The following is an 18,862-nucleotide window of genomic DNA, read 5'->3' on the forward strand; positions in this document are numbered from 1 at the left end:
TGGGCGGTTGGGGGGTCTGGGGGGAAGGAGGGAGAGGGAGGGTATCTTCCTCGGGTTCAGACGTTTCAGACGCTTTAAGACGGTTTTCAGACGCTTTAAGACGCTTCTCATAGTACCGGCGATTGCGTTCTTGGCGAGCAGTCTGGGTGGGCACCGCGGGAACAGCGCCTGCATCTTGAGCTTCGGCCACGCGCAGGATCTGCTCTGCTGTCAGGCCTAGCGACACCAGTTCTCTCAGTGCTGCGACGGTCAGGCTCATTGCGCCACCTCGTCAGCAATCAGGTCCACCTCAGCCCAATAGCGCTGACGCTCAGTGCCTTCGGAGCCATGGCGGTTCTTGTCTACGATGACATCCATGACGGTGCGCATGCTCTCAACCTGCATCTCCCATTCGAAATGCTCGTTGGTGCCAGCCTTGGGTTCAGACTTCTGGAGGTAATAGACCTCGCGGTACGGGAACAGGACCGCATCGGCATCCTGCTCGATGGAGCCGGATTCACGCAGGTCAGACAATTGCGGGCGCTTATCGTCGCGGCTCTCGACTGCCCTGCTCAGTTGGGACAGCAGCACGATGGCGATCTTGGCCTCGCGGGCCAGCGTCTTGAGCGCACCAGTCATCTCTCCGATCGCAGAGGCCTCATTTCGGCCGGCCAGTGCGGGACGACGCATCAGCTGGAGATAGTCGATGCCGATGGCGGCCAGGTCGCCGCGGCGCTTCATGGCCCAGACGGCGCGGCTGACATCCTCGACAGACACCCCTGCCCTGTCTCGCAGCCACAGGTTTTTCGGTATACCGCCTTTGACCTTATGCAGCACTTCCATGTCGAAGCTGGTCAGAGGCGCGACCTTAGCGATGTCCGAGAAACTGACGCGCAAGTCCTCATTGGCCGTCAGGCGCGACAAGGCACGGTCATTGAGCTGGTCGGCATCCATCTCCAGCGAGAAGCCCGCAAACAGGTGGTTCGGGTTGCGGATGGCTGCGTTGTACAGGACGTTACCCAGCAGCGCGGTTTTCCCCATACCCGGGCGACCGGCCATGACGATGACCGAGCCGGGCATCAGGCCGCCGAGCCGCTTGTCGATGCACGACAGGCCGGTCTGCACGCCCTTGGGCTTGCCGGTGGCCCGTTCCAGCTCCAGCCGGTCCATGCGGGTCTGCGCGGCTTCGTGGGCGTTGATGAAAAGCGCATCTTCAGGCGCGGCACCACGTTCAGCCGCTTCCAGTTCAGCGCGTGCCTGCGCCACAACCTGATAGCCCGTCATTTCAGGGTCGCGGGCCTTCTGCATGGCCTCGCCGGCCATCTTGATCAGGCGTCGGCGCACAGCCGCGTCAGCAATATGTCCAGCATATTCGCGCGCCAAGTTCGACGGAGGCGCTCGGTCGATAAGGTCGATCAGATAGCCGATGCCGCCAAACTGCTCGAACGCCGGATCATTTGCCAGGACAGCCTTGAGGGTGGTCGGTTCCGCGAGCTTACCATCGCGAACATAGCCTGCAGTCGCTGCGAACAGACGCTGATGATAGGGCTCAAAGAAGTCGTCAGCCGTTACAGCATCATGGACATGGCGCATGGCCTCGTTGTCCATCATCAGCACGCCCAGCAAAGCCTGCTCGGCTTCGATATTCATGGGTATGGCCGGTTCGGTGTTGAAGCGAGCGTCGTCCATCATCGTGCGCGCTCCGTATCGAATAGTGGCCCACATTTGATGGCCTCGACACGTTGGACGGCGGCATCAGCGAAGCGGTTCAGTTGCTCGGCGGCAGCAGGGTTCTGCGATGCGCGAGCCTTGGCTTCGCGCCGCATCATGCGAGCGTAGTGTAGCTCCATGTCGATGATGTCGCGCCTATTCATCCCTTGCCCCATCATTCGCGGGCTCCAAGCGAGCAAACAGCCGCTCAGCCTCGGCAGAAGCCACAGAGCGGGTCAGCTTCAATCCAGCGCCCAGATCGTGCGCTACAGCGCCGAAGGCAGAAACCGCAGACGGCTTACCGATCAGGGGGTGAAGGTGCTCTGCGGTGACATCGAGAACATCGCGCAGGAACACGGCCTGTTCCTTGGGGTTCAGGTCAGCAAGCGCGGTGCTTATGGTGCGTCGGGCGTGCATACGCAGGAACAGACTGCGGGCCGTGCGGGCATCGCGAGAGACGGCGCTTTCACGGCTTCGGTCAATGCGCTCGACCAGATACTTTTCGCGCTTACTCATCTACCCGATCCATTCCCCGTTATCGTTGGCGCTCTGGGTCAGCTTTTCGATCTCGGCCTTGGTCATGGCGCGAACGGCATCCATGCCGCCCATGTCACGAATGGCCCTCATGGCACCGGCGAGACGGGCTCGCTCGATGTCGAGGTTGGCGGCACGCTGACGCATGGCTGTGATGGCTTGCTCGGCATTCATGCCACTCGGCCTCCATCCCAGACCGAACGCGAGGGTCCGCGACGGGCAATAACGTTGGCTTCGCGGGGAACTTTCTGGACCTGCTTAATGCCGGTGCTAGCGATAGCCCTGTGCTTCGAGCAGTAAGATTTGGTTGTTTCGGTTGCCTCAGGATCTACCGGACGCCCGCAACACATCATCTGGGCACCCTGCCCGTCACCAACGGGCCACGCGCATTGATAACGCCCCCGCTTCCACAACAGCATAGAGGTGTCATTGGCTGGCTCTGGAAAGGCTTCAATGACCTTGGCCCCAAACGATGCACATGATGCGCGGCTCTTGTTCGCGGCCACGATCTGCTCGACGGTCCTGGCCGGACGTTCTTTCGCGGGTACTTTCTGTTTGGGCTGCTTCTTGGCCGTTTCGGGCTTAGATGGCCGCTGCCGCTTCAAGCCCATGCGATAGGCTAGAGCGATTACGGCGGCTGGTGTTCTGCCTGGATACGCCGAAACGATCTCGGTAGCCGATTTGCCTTCGAGCCACTTGGTCTTGATCTGCTCAGCCTCTTCAGCCGACCAGTTCGGTGCCTTGGTGCCCGTCGATCTTGAAGGAGCGGATGCTGATGCACGCTTCCAGCCCTGTCGTGTAGCAACGCCAATCACAGCGCAACGGCTACGGCGGGGAAGAACAGCAGCGATTTCAGAAGCCGAGTTACCGGCCTCCCACATCAGTTTCGCCTTCTCAAGCTCTTCTAGGCTCCAAACGTCGGAGTGGTTATTTCTCATGCCGTTCTTCCTTGATTCATCGGTTCCCAGCGCCACGCATGGGACGGATGACGGAGACGGACGGCGTGGAGCCACAACCCAAAGGCGTCGGCTTCGTCCGAAAGGGTGACAGGTAGGCCATAGACGCGGGCAGCACGCACCATGTCGTCTTTGGTGGCCTTGCCGTTGCCGGTCAGGGCCTTCTTGATCGTGACCGGATAGGCTTCGCAGCACTCCACCTTGGCTTTCAGGGCCACCATTTCGGTCAGGCCAGCCAAGGCATGGAGCTTGCGCGTGACCGAAGGCGTCGCACGGGCTGCCAGAATAGGAGCCTCGAAAAGGATAAGGCTCGGCTCGACCTCGACCACCTTGGCCGTCAGCCATTCCTCAAACGCGATCAGGAAGGAGCCAACGTCCTCGCCCGTCTTTGGCAAGTTGATGTGGCCAACGGTCGGCAAGCTTTCTGCCTCGGGGGAACCGAAGCAAAAGCCTGTGCAGGTAGCGAGGTCGAGAGATAGGAGCATCAGGCCGCGCCTTTGACCTCAGCGTCAGCCAAATCATTGGCAGGCGTCGGCGTCAGAGCCTTAACCAGCTTTTCCTGACCGGCTTCCCAGCCCTTCATGAAGGCTTGGAGGTAGTTGGGAGAGAAGGCATCCGGCATCACCGGATCTTCGCCGCGCAGGCCCATGGTGTAGCCTGTACCCTCAGCATCGACTTCATCACGCGCCGGCGACGGCAGGTCAAACAGATCGGCCTGCGAACCAGCGGGCAAGCCAGCCCACAAACGCAGCTGGGTACGGCGCTGCTCTTCAGCTGTCAGATCACGACGGCTCGCCGCCCCATCGTCCAGAATGGCTTGCAGCTCCTTACGGGTGAAGCCGTCCGTCTTGGCCACGCGGAAGAGGTCCGTCATGACGGCCTTCTCAGCATCGAACGCGGCTTTCACTTCGGCCACTTTGTTCTGCTGGATACGCAGCTTGTTCAGGTGCGACAGGAAGACAGCTTCTTCGTCGCGGTTGGGGATGGACTTCACGCCCTCCCCTTCACTCGTCAGTTTCTTGGCCATGCTGGCCTCCATCAGACCGCTCAACGGGGCGGTCGGTCCCGTTCGGTCATCGCCAGAAGGCGAAAGGCTTGGCGTTGAAGAGCGACGGCTTACGCGCCAGTCGCAGGATGAGGGCGTGTCCAAAGATCAGTAGGGAGGCCATCATGCAGCCCTCGACGGGGTTGCGGCTTCAATGGCACGGCGGACGCCACGTACACGGTCGAGCGCTTGCTCAGCATCACGTTCTGCTGCGGCAATGGCATCAAGGTCGTTGTTTGATAGCTTGCCGTCGGCCAATGCTTGCCGGACGGTGCTGACGACATCCATGCTTTCCTGCGCCAGATCAAAAGCCAGCTCTTTCAGGCAGCCGGTCACGGGTGCGGGCTGGCAGGCGTCAAACAGGGCGGCGCTATAGATTGCCTTGCCGCAGTGACGCTCCAGATCGGCAATGACATCGGCAGGCATGGACGAAGGATCGTGCGGCGTCTGGTAGCCAGACAGGGCCGACTTGCGCACGCGGCAGGCCCTCGCCGCTTCTTCAAGCCCACCACACTCCTCAATAAGTTCATGGGCCAGACGGGCATGTTCTCTGTGGCTGATCTTGTTCACCGGATGTCCAGCTTTCGTTTCCAGATGACCGACGTGCGCCGTCACGCGACTGTCGGGGTGGGGTTTTCAGGAGAAGGCGCATGTCCTTCATCATTCGCGGCGTGCGCATGTTCAGCGGCTGGCCGAGGGAAGAAGCGGCTCAGGGTGGTCTGCGTCGCATCCATCGCCTTTGCGGTCTCACGCTCGGCGGCGAGGATCAGGTCAATGGTCTGAAGCTCGAGAGGGAGGATTTCGGCCAGTTCCCCAAGCCGGTTGATCACCTCAGACTGGTCCCCGTTGGCGGCCAGCGCGTTGATCCGCAGAACCAGACCGTAGACCGTTCCGGCATTGGCCAGAGCGTCGGTTCGTGCGCGCGAAAGCTCCCCAGGTGACAGCATTTCAGCAGCCCTCCGGGCGCACGCTGCCGGAGATGGCATGGGGGGTGACACCTCCGGCAGTCGCCCTCACAGTGAAGTTGTCAGACAACACTGGAGAATGGGTATGGGGAGCCTTGAATGGTTGACCTCGCCTTGGATCAACGTGGTCGGCCTCTTTGGGGGCGTGAGCGGCTTGGTTTCCGCTGGCTGGACGTTGTGGCTTTACCGCAAGTCCGAACGAGAGAAGGCTTTGGCCCGACTTTCGATAATCACCACCCAAGCAAAAGATGCCCTTCAAGTGAATCTTGCATTCACTCCAAAGGATCGCGCCGAACAGATCACGGCTGTCATCAAATCGCTGACACCGGATGTCGATGTCATCTACAACGCTGGCGTCACGACAATCAGCGACGGTCAGGGCGGCTTCATACCCGTTGGGCCATCCGATGTGCGCCGAGACAGAAAGCTGCACGTTCCCCTGCATTACGGGCGCTCCAGCACAGCAGCTTCGACTTTCTTCTTGGCGAGAGCGTCACCGGACGGTTCAAGCGGGAAGATCGAATCCGGCAAGGTGATGATTTGCGTGATGCGAAGTGTGTCTCGCAAAGTCCTGGTCAAAACGACGAGAACGATCAGCGCCACGCTCTGAACAGCCAGAAGCCAGACAAGAAGCCAGACCATCAAGCCGCCCTCTCTACAGAGGGGTTGTCGTTGGCGGGCACAAATGCGCGCGGCACATCAGCTGGCCACGGAGCATCAGACGGCCAGTTCACGGAGAACCACGCCATGATCGTGTCGTATTTTCTCGCGGTGAAGGACGCGCCCTCGTTCAGGCGGTCAAAGAAACGCCAATCGCCCGTCGAAAGCCGAGCAACTGTTGACGCTTCGCGGTTGGTAGCCTTCGCAAAATCATTTGCGCAGGTTTCGAGATGACGGCGCAGAGTGGTTTCCATAGCGCCAACGATAGTCGGAAGTTTCCTACTTCGTCAATCGGAAACGTCCGTCTGGCTTTATATGTTACCTCATCGGATAAATCCGACATGGCATCTCTCAAGACCACGGTCGCTCGTCGGCTAGAAGAAATTGGCAAGAACGCTTTTGAAGCCGCTCGCGACGGCGGGCTCGAGCGTAACTTCATCAACGATATCCTGAACGACAAGAAAAAGACGGTCAGGGGGGATAATCTCAACAAGCTCGCCAAGGGGTTGAATGCTACCCCTAGCCAAATCTTGACGGGCTCTTTCGATGATATACCCGAAGCCGACCTTCCGCCCGAAACTGACGTAGCCTCCGACTTATCTAACGTCGTGATGCTTCCAGAATACGATGTCAGATTGTCAGCCGGTGACGGCTTCTATGTCGGGGCCGAAACCACAAAACGTGAGTGGCCCTACCCGCGCTTCCTCGTTGTCGATCAGCTAGGTGTCTCACCGAACAAAGCCACCGTTCAGGAGGTCATCGGGGACAGCATGGAGCCGACCCTGTCTAGCGGCGATTATGTCCTGATCGACATGAACGACACGCGCATTGGCCTGCCCGGCATCTTTGCTGTCTGGGATGGCGATGCACTGGTCTGCAAGCGCGTTGAGCGCATTCCAGGTTCTGAACCGCGCGAGGTCCGCATTAAGTCGGATAACCCGCTGCACGGCGAGTATCGCGTCCCGGAAGAGCAAGTCCGCATCATCGGCCGCATCCGGTGGATCACGCGGAGGGCGTAGTCAGTAAGTGCTAAATGCAGATAACCTCGGGGGAGGATATGAAGGAAGCGGAGCACACTTTTGGTGGCGACTGGACAGAACAGAAGCTTGATGCACTGTTCTACTATCTCCAATTCTATACAACCGCCCTTAAGGGCAAAGCTGACGCATCTTGGTCATTTGACCTTTGGTATGTCGACGCATTCGCGGGATCCGGGGAGAGGACCGCCGTTCGGCAGACCGGAGGACTATTCGTCCAGCAGCCGATCGGCCAAGAAGTTGTTCAACTCGATGGGTCCGCAAAGCGTGCTCTAGCGATTAAGCCACCCTTTCAACGGGTGGTTCTTATCGAGGCTGACGCAACCCGATACGCTGCTTTAAGTGCGCTCAGTAAAGATAGCCGGGTGCAATGCATCCAAGGCGACGCGAACGAAGAACTTGCTAAGCTCTTGAAGTCACCCGAATGGCGCCTGCCGGGTAAAGGCAAAGGGCTTCGTCGAGGCGTGGTGTTCTTGGATCCATACGGGATGCAAGTTTCTTGGCAGACGCTCGAGCTACTAGCTGCAACTAGGCGCTTCGACGTTTGGTATCTATTCCCCATTGAGGCGGTCGGTCGCCAGCTTGCCCGTAAGTTCGAAGGAGTCGATCAGTCTAAACAGCGCAAGCTCGACTTCATCTTTGGAGGACCGGAGTGGCAGACAGATCTCTACGAAGATGAAGTGATTGCCGGCGATTTGTTCTCCGAAACCACGACTCAGCGGCGAAGGGGTGATCGTCGAGACATCGAAGCCTATGTGAAGCGGCGCCTAGAGAAGCTTTTTCCCTTTGTCTCCGAACCCTTGTCAATTGGTCCTGGAAACCAACAGAAATTTGCGCTGTTTCTTCTAGTCTCAAATGATAGCCCCAAAGCCATCGGGCTTGCCAAGAAGGCAGTTTCAGATCTGATCAGAACACAGAAGCTTGAGGCATCTCGTCAAAAGTCCGCCCCCTGAACGAGCGACCGGTAGCCTTCTTGTTCCGCCCTCCCCACTGCTTAAAGAAGAAGGCTGTGTCAGCGTCGGCGCAGAGCTCATAGATCTCGTCCACCCATTCTTCCAACATCGGACGGCTACGAGGGCCGGACTCGCCTCCGACGATAGCCCACTGGATGCCCGTGAGGTCAGCCTGACCCACTGAGCCGATTAAGGGCTCAAATGAGACAAACCTTACAGCAGCTGCGGTGGCTCGCAGGTGGTCAAGACGGCCGATCACCTTGCCGTCCTCGACACTCGTTCCAAGCCATACGTTGCTCAGTACCGGCAAGTTCTCGTCGGCAATTATTGCCGCCATGCGCTCGGGCCGCTTGGTCAGAATTTGATAAGTATGGTGCGGTGTGGCCTGCATCGTGCTCCATACGCGCTTGATGAAATCAGCCGGAACATCTTCGTGGAATAGATCCGACATAGAGTTGACGAATATTTTCCTTGGCGCTCGCCACTTCAACGGTGCGTCGATAGATGCTTCATCGCAAAAGACTTTCCCGGTCCAAATGTAACGATCACCACTCTTTCGCGTGAGGCCCTGATATTTCTGCACTCCCATGGCATCAAGGCGAGCTGCCATTCTCATGGCGTAACAGTTCGAGCAACCTGGTGTGATGATCTGGCAACCGGCGACAGGATTCCAAGTCGCGTCAGTCCATTCAATCGTTGTGTCGGCCATCGAGCATCCTCCTGCGCCTGTTTGGCAATGCAGTTTTGGTGCCTACCGAGTACTATAATGACACAGGAAATTATTCCTGTGAATCGTTGTCTGTCACGCAGCCTCTTCACTCATCCCGTAGCCCTACACATCATCATCCCCAACCGGCCCGCCTTCGTTCTCCATACGGCGGATCGATCGCACTTCCTGTCTGGTGAACTTGAGGCGCACGCCGATACCGCCGTCGGCTTCGGACAGGAATACCGCCCCGCCCTCTTCCAGCGCTACCTGAATGCGTTCCTTGGCATCATCGCCCGGATCGACACCCTCGCGCTCGAACGCGGCCAGAGCGTCCAGCTCAACATCAGCCTTCTTCGCCACATGCTCACGAGGCCATTGAACCAGTGCGCGTGCTGCGCGGGCTTGGGGTCCGGTCAATGTCATGGTGGCGTCCTCCAGCTAAACTAGGCTCGCTATTCAGACACACAGGGCGGAAAATGCAAACGGCGGCCCGTGTGAGCCGCTACGTAAGACCCGCATAAAAATCTATATGCCCCGCCAACATGGCCATGCAGCCGTCTCTAGAGCAGTCTTTGGGTGGTAAATGCTGTATGTACGCCCCGTTGACTTCAAGGCCATGTAGTCTTTTACATGCAGGGCAATCTGGCGCGACAGCATCCACCTTGAATGTGTCGTACCCAGCTTCCTGAAAACGCTCGACGCCACGCTGTCTAATAAAGTTAAAGGCAGCATCCAAAAAAATCCCATCCAAAGCTGCTATGGGCTTTTCTCTGCCTTTATCGGTCAGCGTAGCCATGGCTTCATGTGACATGATTGTATTGGCTCTAAGCCCGACAGCTCTTAGTTCAGCTTTGTCCAGAAGGCGGCCCTTGGAGCGAAAGAGCCGCGCCACCGCATGTGGATGCATCCCTTGGGATTCCCACAATAACTCAGCGATCACATCAATCGCTTCCGCACTGACATATCCCAGCCTTTGTATAGCTGCTGAGACATGCGGTTTGTATTTATTGCTCATCGCTGAACGTTACAGCTTTGGAGAAGTCGGTCGGGGACCAAGTTCTTTCGTCTCCGCTGCATTCCCTGGCCATGGCAGGAGCAACAATGTCATCATTGATCATTGCGAGGCGTGGTGATGGTCCATCTACCTTCACTGCAAATCTGTGCCAGCCTGCATAGCCGCCTGCACGTGATCTAGAGTTCACTGATCCACACAGAAAAGTGGCATCTTCGGACATGCGAACATCTTTGAAACGCGCACTCGGATAATCCACGAGTCTTTCGTCGAACAGCGCCTTAGATGCATCGATTAATCTATCAGGCGACCAAGTCCCTTCTTCCGAACTCACGCCTGTTGACAGCAGCCCGGCCGCCACAAAAACAGCAGATAACATGACATCCTCGTATGCTTCCCTAGGTGGTATATCACATTGATATGCGGCCCTCGCGCATCAGGTTTCCAACTAGCAAAGTAGGAAATATCCCACTTTGTGTTTGACAGTCGGAAATCTCCGACTTAACGTCTCTCCATCGAACGGAGAGATGCAATGTCACTCAAAACTGAAACCCCGCCGCGTGACCTCTACGCCGCCATGCTGGCCGAACTGGAGCGCCTGGCTGAACTGCAGCGCGAGCTGGTTCGCCAAGCCCATGCTGTTGCGGAGGCTGCGTAATGTCAGCTGTCCCAGCACAAACAGCGGCCAATGATGCCGCCCCGAACCGTCGCCAACTGGCAAAGGCCCAGACCCGCGCTAAAGTCCTCGATGCCGGCAAGAGCCTCTTCGAAGAAGTCGGATACGAGCGCGCCACTATCCGCGCTGTCGCACGTCGCATTGGCATGTCCACTGGCGCTGTATTTGCCAGCTTTACGGACAAGGCTGAGCTGTACCGCGCAGTCTATGACCACGCCCCGATCACGCCTGAGCAGGGCCTGACACTGCTTGCCGCTCTTAGTGAGGCCGAGGCCTTCATGGCTGGCTTCGAGGGCGACACATCGCAGGTGAATATCGACGCGCTGCTCTGGCAGGCCCGCTCTGCGCTGGCCCTGACCTCGCCCGATAAAACCCATCAATCCACTCCGGCCGCCCCTTCGCCGGACAGCGTGAGGATGGCTGCGTAATGGCCCTGCACCCGATTTTCCAAGGCATCGCAGACGGCTTTATGCCGCCCGTGGCTGCCAATGATGGCCCCCGCCCTATCGCTGAAGGCGTCGGCAGTGTCGTTGCACAGCTGGAGCGCGTTGTTGCCCGCAAGCATGGCAAGACCGTTGTCCAGAACATCGCTGACATGGGCGGCTGGTCCGCGCCGGAGCACGACAGCGAACGCTACCGTATGCTGGACAAGGCATTCGCCCTGCGCGGGATGCCGCATCGCTTTGGCGGTACTGCGGATGGTTCGGCTTTTGATGCGTGGTCCTATGCCCGCGCCTGCGCGACGCACGCCACGCAACGCGACTGTATTGACGTGCAGCGTCAAGGCGTGGGCTGGGGCATCGAGGAACAGGAAGCCCGCAAGGCGCTAAGCCAATGGGGCCTGACCGAAATCAAGCTGCGTCATGCTCAGCCGGGCGATCTGCTGCTGTTCGCCATGCCCGAGGAACGCTTGCACCGCGGCCCCGGACTGCCGCCCGATGTCAAAACCGCCGGAATGCACGTCGGCATCATGTCCGCCCCCGGTGGCGACCTGACTTGGGCCATGCTGCCAAACGGCAAGCCAAAGCCAGAAGCCAAGATGCTGCATGTTTGCGGCGCTCGCCCGATTACCGAGTGCTGGGTTGGGCCGATGTGGTCTGACAACCTCGTGGCGGCTTTCAGCTTTGGCGACCCAACAGACGAGCGTCCTGTGCTCAAGGCGGTGGCGTGATGGGTGAGAGCAAGCACACGCTGGGGCCTTGGGAGGTCGTCCGGCATGGTGATGATGGTCGCCCCAACCCCGAAGGTGGGACTTACTGGGTGATGCCTGTGGCCGGTCACGGCTCCGGATGGGTCGGCGATGACTCCTACCTTTCGGTGTGCGTGGGTAGTGGGCCAGATGCGCCAGCCAACGCCCGCCTCATCGCCGCCGCTCCTGAAATGAAGGAGGCGCTGGAGGAGGTGTTGCGCTGGGACGCATACCCGAATGCCTCCTGCCGCCAGCGCATCGAAGCCGCCCTAGCCAAAGCAAACGGCGAGCGCCCGTCACAATCTCCGACCGCGAGGTGTGTGTGATGACCCGCTACACCTACTCAACCTGCGTTTCGTTCGGCACCGATGGCGAGGCTGACTACAGCGAAATCGATGTGACGGTCAGTTACGCGGTCTTGGCTGGTCGCCCAGAAACCCCGCCTGCATACAGCCATGGCGGCCTCCCTGCCGAGGATGCCGAGATTGATGACATTCGCGTGGAGCAGATCAATGGCAAGCCTGTCGTCGTCGGAGACGCTCTGAAAGTTGAGGCGATCCTGAGCAAGTTTGAAGACGGCGACCTTGATGCCGATCTGTTTGCCGCTGCCTCCGAAGAGGAAACATGCCGGCGCGAAGACGCTGCTGATGCCCGGAGGGATTACCATTGACCCTCCGCGACATCGACATGCGCCCTCACCCGCTTGGCATTGTCGAGCATCCCGAATGGCCAGCCGTCCGCAACAGACATGCGGAACGCGTCTGCAACTCCATCGCCAGAGAGGCTGCTCAAGCCGACCAGGAACGGCGCGCTGCTGCCCGCCACCACATCGGCGACCTCACCAAGGGCCTGATCCTCTTCGCCGTCATCGTCGGCATGTGGGTCATGACCATCCGCTTTCTCGAATGGGTCCAGCTTTAGGCCGGCCCCCGAGATCCCTAATCAACGCTTTGGAGGCCCAAATGGCCCAAGCCCTGCGTTCTATCGAAGAAGACACCCCGCAGACCGCGCTTGTCGCGCAGGTCAGCGCCAACCCCGGCTTGGTTCTTCTGGATCAGGAACGATTCAACCAGTTCTACGAGGCGATCAAGCAGGAGACGGACAAGCTGGTCCCCGACCTGACGACCGAGAAGGGCCGGAAGGAGATCGCTTCCATGGCCTTCAAGGTCGCCAAGACCAAGACCGCCATCGATGCGGCAGGAAAGCTTCTTAATGAGGAAGCGCGCGCACAGATCAACAAGGTCGACGCCGCCCGCCGCGACATCCGCGAGAAGCTGGACGCCCTTAAAGACGAGGTGCGCAAGCCGCTTACCGACTGGGAGGCTCGAGAAGAGGAGCGCGTGGCCGCCTGTGACGCCTTGATCGCCCTGATGAAGCGCGACGCCGTTGTCACGCTGGAAGACACGTCAGCATCGGTCGCCGCGCGTCTGGCCGAAATCAAAGCCTTTGCGCTGGATGAAGGGCAGTTCCAATCCCTGCTGGCTACAGCTCAACAGCAGCAGGCCGACGCCATTGAAAACCTGTCTGCGGCGCATGCTCGACTGCTCAAAGAAGAGGCCGATCGCGCCGAACTGGACCGCCTGCGCGCCGAGGCCGCAGAGCGCGCCGAACGCGAACGCGCCGAAGCCGAGGCTAAGGCCGCTGCCGAAGCCGCAGAGNNNNTGTGCCGCTCGCGCAGCTGAGGAAGAGAAGGCTCGCATCGAAGCCGCCGCCAAGGCGGCCGAGGAAGAGGCCCGAGCCAATGCTGAAGCTGCTGCCCGCGCTGAACGTGAGGCTGCCGAACGCGCCCATGCCGAGGCCCTGGCCGCCGAGAAGCGCCGCGCCGATGAAGCCGAAGCAGCCCGCAAGGCCGAGGCCGACCGGATCGCCCGCGAAACTGCCGCCCGCGAAGCAGAAGAGAAGGCTGCCGCTGATGCTGCTGCCGCTCGTGCCGCCGACATCGAGCACCGCACGAAGATCATGGGGGCCGCCAAGCAAGCCATCATGGGTCACGGCGTAGGCGAAAGCACAGCTCGGGCCATCATTCTAGCCATCGCCGCCGGTGATGTGCCGAACGTCAGCATCAAGTTCTGATGATGACCAACTGCATAGGCTTCATGGTCTGGAACCCGGCGCGCGGTATGCCGCACGTGGTCCACGACACCATCGAGCGCGCATTGGCGGAAGCTGAGCGCCTCACGGCCAAGAACCCCGGAGAGCGCTTCATCATCATGTCGCCAGTCATGGCGGGATCGGACGCCAGCACCGCCAAGGCGTGGAGTGATGGCAAGGCCGAGGGTCTCGCTCAGGCACATCGCGAGATCATGAAGGCAGAGGCAGCCTCCGATCAGTGGTGTGAAAAGGCGAAGGTATTGGAGGTTTCGATGGAGCGGCTTGCCGTCGTTCAGCGCGATCACCGCCGCTTCCAAGCCATTGTGGCTGACTGCTTGCTCTGGTTTGACGGCTTCCGCGCCGCCCATTCCCCCAAGGACAGCTGGGAGCGGCCGCACATCCCGGACCGCGAAGCCCTGCGCGAACTGAACGCCGCGCTTCAAGCGCTGGAAACCCCGCAATCCGAGTTCGAGGAGATACCTTTTTGACCCTGCACAACCCCCTGCCCATGCCCTTATCGGGCAAGATCAGCGAGCCGGGCGTCTATGCCTTGCCCATCGAGGTATATCACGGCCAGCCGACCGTCGGCCCGTCGATCAGCTCCAGCGGCCTGCGGACGATCTGGAGCCAGAGCCCGGCGCACTACTACGTCGACAGCGCCCTGAACCCGAAGCGAACACCGCAACAGGACCGACCGGCCTTCGCCCTCGGCCGCTTAGCTCACAAACTGCTGCTGGAAGGTTCTGACGGGCTGGCCGACGAGTTCGTGACACGTCCCGAGCAATGGTCGGACTGGCGGACCAAGGACGCCAAGCAGTGGCGCGAGGACATGATCGCAGCCGGCAAGACGGTGATCACGGATGCCGACTTGGCCGCCGTCACCGGCATGGCGGAAAGCTTGGCGCAGCATCCATTGGTCGAGGCCGGCATTCTTGACGGCTTCGTCGAGCGCTCGTTGATCTGGAAAGACGACAAGACGGGCATCTGGCTTAAGAGCCGCCCCGACGTGGTTCCACGCGCCTCTGGCCTTTTCTCTGACCTCAAAACGACGGCTAGCGTTGCCGACGACGACCTTGAGCGCTCGCTCGCCGGTTTCGGTTACCACATGCAAGCGGCCTTGGTGGGCATGGCCTCGGAAGCCATTCTCGGTCGCCCCATGGAAGAGTTCGCACTGGTGTGGGTCGAGAAAGCCCCACCATACTGCGTGCGCGTCACCGTCCTCACCGGCGCTGATCTGGATCGCGGTCGCCAACAGCTACGTCGCGCCATCGACCAGTTCGCCGAGTGTGTGAGCACAGGCGTCTGGCCGGGCCCAGGCGGTGACCGTCGCGATGCAGAATACCTGACCCTGCCCCCATGGGCCGCCAAGCGCATCGATGAGCGCCTTGAGGTCATGGAAGCCGAAGCCAACGACAATCAACCCCAGACCGAGGCCGCCTGATGAACGCCGTGACCACCCAACAGCAACCGCGCCCTCAGATCGTCACTGGCGGTCAGGTATCCGCTCTGGTCCCGCAGTCGCTGGATGAAGCATTCCGCGTCGCTACCGCCATGGCTGCATCAGGCATGACTCCAAAGGGCGTCGACAAGCCTGAGCAGGTGTTGGTCGCCATCATGGCAGGCGCCGAACTCGGCTTTGCGCCCTTCCAGGCCATGCAGTCCTTCGCCGTCATCAACGGCAAGCCGAACATCTGGGGGGACGCCCTGCCCGCGCTGCTGTGGTCGCGCGGGTTCAAGATCAAGGAGTGGTTCGACAACGAGGACGAGCCGACCAAGGCGTTCTGCCGGATCACCCGACCCGACGGCGACGAGATCGAACGCTCATTCTCGGTTGGCGATGCAAAGAAGGCAGGACTTCTCGGTAAGCAAGGGCCGTGGCAGCAGTACCAGAAGCGCATGCTTCAGATGCGCGCCCGCGCCTTTACTGCCCGCGATGGAGCCGCAGACGTTCTGCGCGGCATGCACGTCGCTGAAGAGGTCCAGGACTATCAGCCGATTACTACTCGCGCGGTCCCGACCGAACGCCCGAACCTCGCCGCTCGTCTGGCCGCACCCAATGATGCCCCGCGTGAAGGCTTCAGCGCTGTGCGCGGCATCGATCTAGACGACCACATTCCAGATTTCGACGCGGCACCACGCCCCTCCGATGCCGCGTCGGATCAGCCCGTATCCGATGACAATCCCCCGTCGCGTACGGATGCGGGCCATGACTTCCCCGGTGACCGTCCTCCCACCGGTGAAACGACGGCTGATGGCAATCTCTCCCCTGCGCCATCAGCCGTCGACGTCATCCAGTGGGCCGACAAGCTCATTGAAGACATGCCGTTCATGAGGCCGGATCAGGTCGCGGCCATTGAGAACGACCGCAGGGAAGTCGCGCGGTTCACGCTTCTGAAATCGACCGACATGGCCAAGGCCCAAGAGCTGGAAGCCGCCATTCAAGCCGCGAAGGAAGGGTGACCATGACCACCATCAGGGTTATCGATTTCGAGACTTGCGGACTGGAGCCACCCGCCGAGGTCTGCGAGGTCGGCTATTGCGACCTGACCAGAGCCGATGACGGTTCCTGGTCGGTCGGACAGCCGGTGTCCTATCTCTGCCGCGTGGCGCAGATGCCGGCCGAGGTCCGTGCCGTTCACCACATCACTCTCGCGGAGTGTGCGGACTGCGAACCGTTCGACGGCATGGCCCTCATGCAGGCGTCGTCGCACGTCGCCGCCATCGCCGCTCACAACATGTCGATGGAAGAGCAATGGCTCCAGATTGAGGGCATTCCGCCGAAGGTCTGCACCTATAAGGCCGCTCTTCGCGTCTGGCCTGATGCGCCTGCCCATTCGAACAGCGTGCTGCGCTACTGGCTGGAGGATCAGGGTCTGTTGTCGCTGGACTTTGACACAGCCATGCCTCCGCACCGTGCGGGCCCAGACGCCTATGTGACCGCGCACATCCTCAAGGCCCTGTTCGCCGCCGGTGCCACTGGCAAGGACATGGTCGCCTGGACGAAAGAACCACGCCTTCTGCCGACCTGCCCCATTGGGAAGTTCAGAGGCCAGAAGTGGGCTGATGTCGAAACGGGTTTCCTGAACTGGATGACCCAGCAGGCTTCGATGGAAGCTGATTTGAAATGGAATGCGCAGCGTGAGTTGGAGAGGAGGTTTGCGAGATGACCCGCCCCCTCTGGCAAATCGCAGCCGAGATCGCAGCACTTAAGGCCGAGAAGAAGGCCCAGAAGCGCATGTTTCACAGCCCCAACAAACTGCGCTCGCAGACGTTCAGGCCTGAAAGCAAGGGGCAGCGCGATCCACGTCAGCAAGACAAGGCCTATCTGGCATGGCTGCACGAAGGCACGGACTGCATCGCTTGTCTAATCGAGGGACGACCTGCATTTGGAGGCGGAGGCGCTGAGGTCATCGAGGCTGCGCATCAAAAGCTTGCGATTGCTTCCAAGGGCTGGCGCGAAGGCGGTCTCGGCCCCCGCGTCCACGACCGACGCTGCGTCCCGCCGTGCGCCTGGCATCATCGCCTAGCGCCGAACAGCTGCGACACGGGCGGCCAACGCAAGTTCTGGGACCGCCTAGGATTGCGGGACGGCATCGCCGACTTCTGTGCCGATCTCAACGCCGCGTTCGATCAAGGCCAACCAGCAATGCCTGTCATTCGGAAGTGGGCCGCGCGCCCTGCCAATGACGATCTCAACGAAGTGGAGGAAGTGGCGTGAAGAACAAGCTTTCCGACTTGAACAACCACCTGTTCGCACAGTTGGAGCGTCTAGGGGATGAGGACCTCACTGCCGAGCAAATCAGCTCCGAAGTCGAGCGTTCCAAAGCCATCATCGGCGTGGCAGCCCAGATCGTCAGCGCACAGAACCTGAACCTGAAGGCCGTCGAGCTCATAGCCGAGCACGGCGAGCGCTTCCACGACAAGCTGACCATGATCGAGGCTCCGCGATGAAAGGCCGGGCGATCTCTTACAACGCAAATGAACTGGCTTGGCTCGAGGAGCGCAAGGACTGGCCTCGCGCGGACCTCCACAGTGCTTTCGTGGTCCTATTCGACCGCCGCGATCTAACTGCCAGCAACCTGACTGCCCTAATGAAGCGCAAGGGTTGGATGACAGGCCGCACCGGTCGTTTCGCCAAAGGCCAAGCCCCACTTAACAAAGGCAAGAAGTGCCCCGAAGGCGTGGGCGGCCGTCACCCGAACGCTCGTAAGACGCAGTTCAAGAAGGGTCAGGAGCCGCACAACACCAAGCACCTCGGCCATGAGCGGCTGAACAAAGACGGCTACATAGAGATCAGCGTTGCCGAGACGAACCCGCACACCGGTTATGAGCGGCGCTACGTCCATAAGCACGTCTGGCTCTGGGAGAAGGCAAACGGCCCGATCCCCGATGGCCACTGCCTCAAGTGTCTCGACGGCGACCGGACAAACACTGATCCGACGAACTGGATTGCGATCCCTCGGGGCGCTCTCCCACGCCTGAACGGTGGCCGCGCAAGTCGCGTCTTGGCCTACGACACCGCGCCGGCCGAGCTGAAACCCGCAATCCTCGGCATCGCCCTTCTCGAGCAGAAGGCCAAAGCTGTTATAAAGGGAGCCGCGTGATGACCGATACTGTGAATGTGCCCGAAGCGATTGAACGTCTTGCTGCCGTGGCCAATGGGGCAAGCGTTTCCGATGTCTACGGGGGCGAATGGTGCATCAATGGCCCTGCGTCCTTTCGCGCTGACTTGAGCGCCGCGCTCGCAGCCGCCCCGAAGGCGGAGCAGGACTATGCAGAACTGAAGCGCCTAGCCGAAAATGCTTCGCCGGGGCCGTGGAAGGCTTGTGGCACGATTTATGAGCATATGAACTGTGAAATCAGAACGGGCGCGAAGGGCGAAGGACAGCCTATCGGCCAGATTTGGGACGCCCCGAATGCATTTGCAGACGGACAGTTTATTGCTGCCGCCAGCCCATCGGTTGTTCTCGATCTGATAGACCGCGCATCCCACCCCGCAGCCAGCGATGAACTGCCTGCCTCGATCCTAGACATTGCCGTCGAACGTCAGCGTCAGGTGGCAATCGAAGGATGGTCACACGAACGCGATGACGGCTATGTAGCTGGTGAGCTTGCCATCGCTGGCGCTTGCTACGGACTGATTGGCTCGCGCAACTGGGCCGTTGATGCTGTGCGCGAGATTTGGCCAAAGGGTTGGAGCGTAAGGTGGCTGAAATCCAAACCGAATAATCCACGCCGTGATCTGGTGAAGGCGGGCGCGCTGATAGCCGCCGAGATTGAACGTCTTGACCGTCTCGCCAAGCACAAGGGGCCGCAGTCGTGATGCGCGTGATCAGCAGCATAACC

32 protein-coding genes are annotated in these 18,862 nt (G+C 60.2%); 17 read left to right on the plus strand and 15 right to left on the minus strand.

The features are described 5' to 3' along the window. The 10 genes from B3B04_RS00285 to B3B04_RS00330 all read right to left on the minus strand — a co-directional run. A partial coding sequence (locus B3B04_RS00285; RefSeq protein ID WP_292038583.1) for a hypothetical protein occupies positions 1-259 on the minus strand: 259 nt, incomplete at its 3' end. After that, positions 256-1,671: a DnaB-like helicase C-terminal domain-containing protein gene (locus B3B04_RS00290; RefSeq protein ID WP_292038585.1), complete on the minus strand. Its 1,416-nt coding sequence runs from the start codon at positions 1,669-1,671 to the stop codon at positions 256-258. The genes B3B04_RS00285 and B3B04_RS00290, both read right to left, overlap by 4 nt. Next, positions 1,668-1,853, minus strand: a complete 186-nt coding sequence (locus B3B04_RS00295) for a hypothetical protein (RefSeq protein WP_292038587.1) — start codon at positions 1,851-1,853, stop codon at positions 1,668-1,670. Before B3B04_RS00295 ends, B3B04_RS00290 begins: the two co-directional genes overlap by 4 nt. Next, on the minus strand, positions 1,846-2,205 hold the full coding sequence (locus tag B3B04_RS00300; RefSeq protein ID WP_292038589.1) for a hypothetical protein: 360 nt from the start codon (positions 2,203-2,205) through the stop codon (positions 1,846-1,848). Before B3B04_RS00300 ends, B3B04_RS00295 begins: the two co-directional genes overlap by 8 nt. Further along, positions 2,206-2,397 (minus strand): hypothetical protein, encoded by a 192-nt coding sequence (locus B3B04_RS00305; RefSeq protein ID WP_292038591.1) that lies wholly within the window; start codon positions 2,395-2,397, stop codon positions 2,206-2,208. Then, a complete protein-coding gene (locus B3B04_RS00310) occupies positions 2,394-3,161 on the minus strand; it encodes a GcrA family cell cycle regulator (RefSeq protein WP_292038595.1) in 768 nt (255 codons plus the stop codon). Before B3B04_RS00310 ends, B3B04_RS00305 begins: the two co-directional genes overlap by 4 nt. Beyond that, positions 3,158-3,664 (minus strand): hypothetical protein, encoded by a 507-nt coding sequence (locus B3B04_RS00315; RefSeq protein WP_292038598.1) that lies wholly within the window; start codon positions 3,662-3,664, stop codon positions 3,158-3,160. The genes B3B04_RS00310 and B3B04_RS00315 overlap by 4 nt, the downstream gene beginning before the upstream one ends. After that, positions 3,664-4,206, minus strand: coding sequence for a hypothetical protein (locus B3B04_RS00320; RefSeq protein ID WP_292038600.1), 543 nt, complete (start codon positions 4,204-4,206; stop codon positions 3,664-3,666). The genes B3B04_RS00315 and B3B04_RS00320 overlap by 1 nt, the downstream gene beginning before the upstream one ends. Before the next feature lie 141 nt (positions 4,207-4,347). After that, positions 4,348-4,794, minus strand: a complete 447-nt coding sequence (locus B3B04_RS00325; RefSeq protein WP_292038603.1) for a hypothetical protein — start codon at positions 4,792-4,794, stop codon at positions 4,348-4,350. Between the two features lie 41 nt (positions 4,795-4,835). Beyond that, positions 4,836-5,171 carry a hypothetical protein gene (locus B3B04_RS00330; RefSeq protein ID WP_292038606.1) on the minus strand — a complete coding sequence of 112 codons (336 nt, stop codon included), beginning with the start codon at positions 5,169-5,171 and terminating at the stop codon, positions 4,836-4,838. Between the two features lie 103 nt (positions 5,172-5,274). On the opposite strand from B3B04_RS00330, the gene B3B04_RS00335 reads away from it, so the two are divergent. Next, positions 5,275-5,799 (plus strand): hypothetical protein, encoded by a 525-nt coding sequence (locus tag B3B04_RS00335; protein ID WP_292038608.1) that lies wholly within the window; start codon positions 5,275-5,277, stop codon positions 5,797-5,799. Between the two features lie 31 nt (positions 5,800-5,830). Here the strand turns inward: B3B04_RS00335 and B3B04_RS00340 are convergent, their stop codons facing one another. Continuing rightward, positions 5,831-6,103, minus strand: coding sequence for a hypothetical protein (locus B3B04_RS00340; RefSeq protein WP_292038610.1), 273 nt, complete (start codon positions 6,101-6,103; stop codon positions 5,831-5,833). A gap of 87 nt (positions 6,104-6,190) precedes the next feature. Here B3B04_RS00340 and B3B04_RS00345 point away from each other — a divergent pair, with 87 nt between their 5' ends. Beyond that, on the plus strand, positions 6,191-6,868 hold the full coding sequence (locus tag B3B04_RS00345; protein WP_292038612.1) for a S24 family peptidase: 678 nt from the start codon (positions 6,191-6,193) through the stop codon (positions 6,866-6,868). Between the two features lie 38 nt (positions 6,869-6,906). Beyond that, on the plus strand, positions 6,907-7,839 hold the full coding sequence (tcmP, locus tag B3B04_RS00350) for a three-Cys-motif partner protein TcmP (protein ID WP_292038613.1): 933 nt from the start codon (positions 6,907-6,909) through the stop codon (positions 7,837-7,839). On the opposite strand, the gene B3B04_RS00355 is transcribed toward tcmP, so the two are convergent. The 4 genes from B3B04_RS00355 to B3B04_RS00370 all read right to left on the minus strand — a co-directional run bounded on the left by B3B04_RS00355 (position 7,793) and on the right by B3B04_RS00370 (position 9,939). After that, positions 7,793-8,548, minus strand: a complete 756-nt coding sequence (locus B3B04_RS00355) for a DUF5131 family protein (RefSeq protein WP_292038614.1) — start codon at positions 8,546-8,548, stop codon at positions 7,793-7,795. The two genes, tcmP and B3B04_RS00355, sit on opposite strands and share 47 nt — an antisense overlap. 123 nt (positions 8,549-8,671) lie before the next feature. Continuing rightward, positions 8,672-8,971 carry a DNA-binding protein gene (locus tag B3B04_RS00360; RefSeq protein WP_292038616.1) on the minus strand — a complete coding sequence of 100 codons (300 nt, stop codon included), beginning with the start codon at positions 8,969-8,971 and terminating at the stop codon, positions 8,672-8,674. Between the two features lie 79 nt (positions 8,972-9,050). Further along, on the minus strand, positions 9,051-9,563 hold the full coding sequence (locus B3B04_RS00365; protein ID WP_292038620.1) for a hypothetical protein: 513 nt from the start codon (positions 9,561-9,563) through the stop codon (positions 9,051-9,053). Then, entirely contained in the window at positions 9,553-9,939 is a 387-nt protein-coding gene (locus B3B04_RS00370) for a hypothetical protein (RefSeq protein WP_292038623.1), read from the minus strand. The genes B3B04_RS00365 and B3B04_RS00370 overlap by 11 nt, the downstream gene beginning before the upstream one ends. 153 nt (positions 9,940-10,092) lie before the next feature. On the opposite strand from B3B04_RS00370, the gene B3B04_RS00375 reads away from it, so the two are divergent. The 14 genes from B3B04_RS00375 to B3B04_RS00440 all read left to right on the plus strand — a co-directional run bounded on the left by B3B04_RS00375 (position 10,093) and on the right by B3B04_RS00440 (position 18,839). Next, positions 10,093-10,218: a hypothetical protein gene (locus B3B04_RS00375; protein ID WP_292038626.1), complete on the plus strand. Its 126-nt coding sequence runs from the start codon at positions 10,093-10,095 to the stop codon at positions 10,216-10,218. Continuing rightward, a complete protein-coding gene (locus tag B3B04_RS14620; RefSeq protein ID WP_409516059.1) occupies positions 10,218-10,664 on the plus strand; it encodes a TetR/AcrR family transcriptional regulator in 447 nt (148 codons plus the stop codon). The genes B3B04_RS00375 and B3B04_RS14620 overlap by 1 nt, the downstream gene beginning before the upstream one ends. Then, complete coding sequence (locus B3B04_RS00385) at positions 10,664-11,407, plus strand: hypothetical protein (protein WP_292038629.1); 744 nt, start codon at positions 10,664-10,666, stop codon at positions 11,405-11,407. Before B3B04_RS14620 ends, B3B04_RS00385 begins: the two co-directional genes overlap by 1 nt. Then, positions 11,407-11,751, plus strand: coding sequence for a hypothetical protein (locus tag B3B04_RS00390; RefSeq protein WP_292038631.1), 345 nt, complete (start codon positions 11,407-11,409; stop codon positions 11,749-11,751). The genes B3B04_RS00385 and B3B04_RS00390 overlap by 1 nt, the downstream gene beginning before the upstream one ends. Beyond that, positions 11,751-12,095 (plus strand): hypothetical protein, encoded by a 345-nt coding sequence (locus B3B04_RS00395; RefSeq protein ID WP_292038634.1) that lies wholly within the window; start codon positions 11,751-11,753, stop codon positions 12,093-12,095. Before B3B04_RS00390 ends, B3B04_RS00395 begins: the two co-directional genes overlap by 1 nt. Further along, positions 12,092-12,346: a hypothetical protein gene (locus tag B3B04_RS00400; RefSeq protein WP_292038636.1), complete on the plus strand. Its 255-nt coding sequence runs from the start codon at positions 12,092-12,094 to the stop codon at positions 12,344-12,346. Before B3B04_RS00395 ends, B3B04_RS00400 begins: the two co-directional genes overlap by 4 nt. Positions 12,347-13,497: 1,151 nt before the next feature. Further along, entirely contained in the window at positions 13,498-14,004 is a 507-nt protein-coding gene (locus B3B04_RS00405) for a hypothetical protein (RefSeq protein WP_292038637.1), read from the plus strand. Continuing rightward, a complete protein-coding gene (locus B3B04_RS00410) occupies positions 14,001-14,957 on the plus strand; it encodes a PD-(D/E)XK nuclease-like domain-containing protein (RefSeq protein ID WP_292038640.1) in 957 nt (318 codons plus the stop codon). The genes B3B04_RS00405 and B3B04_RS00410 overlap by 4 nt, the downstream gene beginning before the upstream one ends. Next, positions 14,957-15,976, plus strand: a complete 1,020-nt coding sequence (locus B3B04_RS00415; protein WP_292038641.1) for a hypothetical protein — start codon at positions 14,957-14,959, stop codon at positions 15,974-15,976. The genes B3B04_RS00410 and B3B04_RS00415 overlap by 1 nt, the downstream gene beginning before the upstream one ends. Before the next feature lie 2 nt (positions 15,977-15,978). Beyond that, positions 15,979-16,683, plus strand: coding sequence for a hypothetical protein (locus B3B04_RS00420; RefSeq protein ID WP_292038643.1), 705 nt, complete (start codon positions 15,979-15,981; stop codon positions 16,681-16,683). Then, positions 16,680-17,234 carry a hypothetical protein gene (locus tag B3B04_RS00425; protein ID WP_292038645.1) on the plus strand — a complete coding sequence of 185 codons (555 nt, stop codon included), beginning with the start codon at positions 16,680-16,682 and terminating at the stop codon, positions 17,232-17,234. Before B3B04_RS00420 ends, B3B04_RS00425 begins: the two co-directional genes overlap by 4 nt. Beyond that, complete coding sequence (locus B3B04_RS00430; protein WP_292038647.1) at positions 17,231-17,467, plus strand: hypothetical protein; 237 nt, start codon at positions 17,231-17,233, stop codon at positions 17,465-17,467. The genes B3B04_RS00425 and B3B04_RS00430 overlap by 4 nt, the downstream gene beginning before the upstream one ends. Continuing rightward, a complete protein-coding gene (locus tag B3B04_RS00435; protein WP_292038649.1) occupies positions 17,464-18,120 on the plus strand; it encodes an HNH endonuclease in 657 nt (218 codons plus the stop codon). The genes B3B04_RS00430 and B3B04_RS00435 overlap by 4 nt, the downstream gene beginning before the upstream one ends. Beyond that, complete coding sequence (locus B3B04_RS00440) at positions 18,120-18,839, plus strand: hypothetical protein (protein WP_292038652.1); 720 nt, start codon at positions 18,120-18,122, stop codon at positions 18,837-18,839. Before B3B04_RS00435 ends, B3B04_RS00440 begins: the two co-directional genes overlap by 1 nt. Positions 18,840-18,862: the final 23 nt, after the last annotated feature.

The sequence above is a fragment of the Brevundimonas sp. UBA5713 genome (assembly GCF_002419815.1).
GTDB lineage: Bacteria > Pseudomonadota > Alphaproteobacteria > Caulobacterales > Caulobacteraceae > Brevundimonas.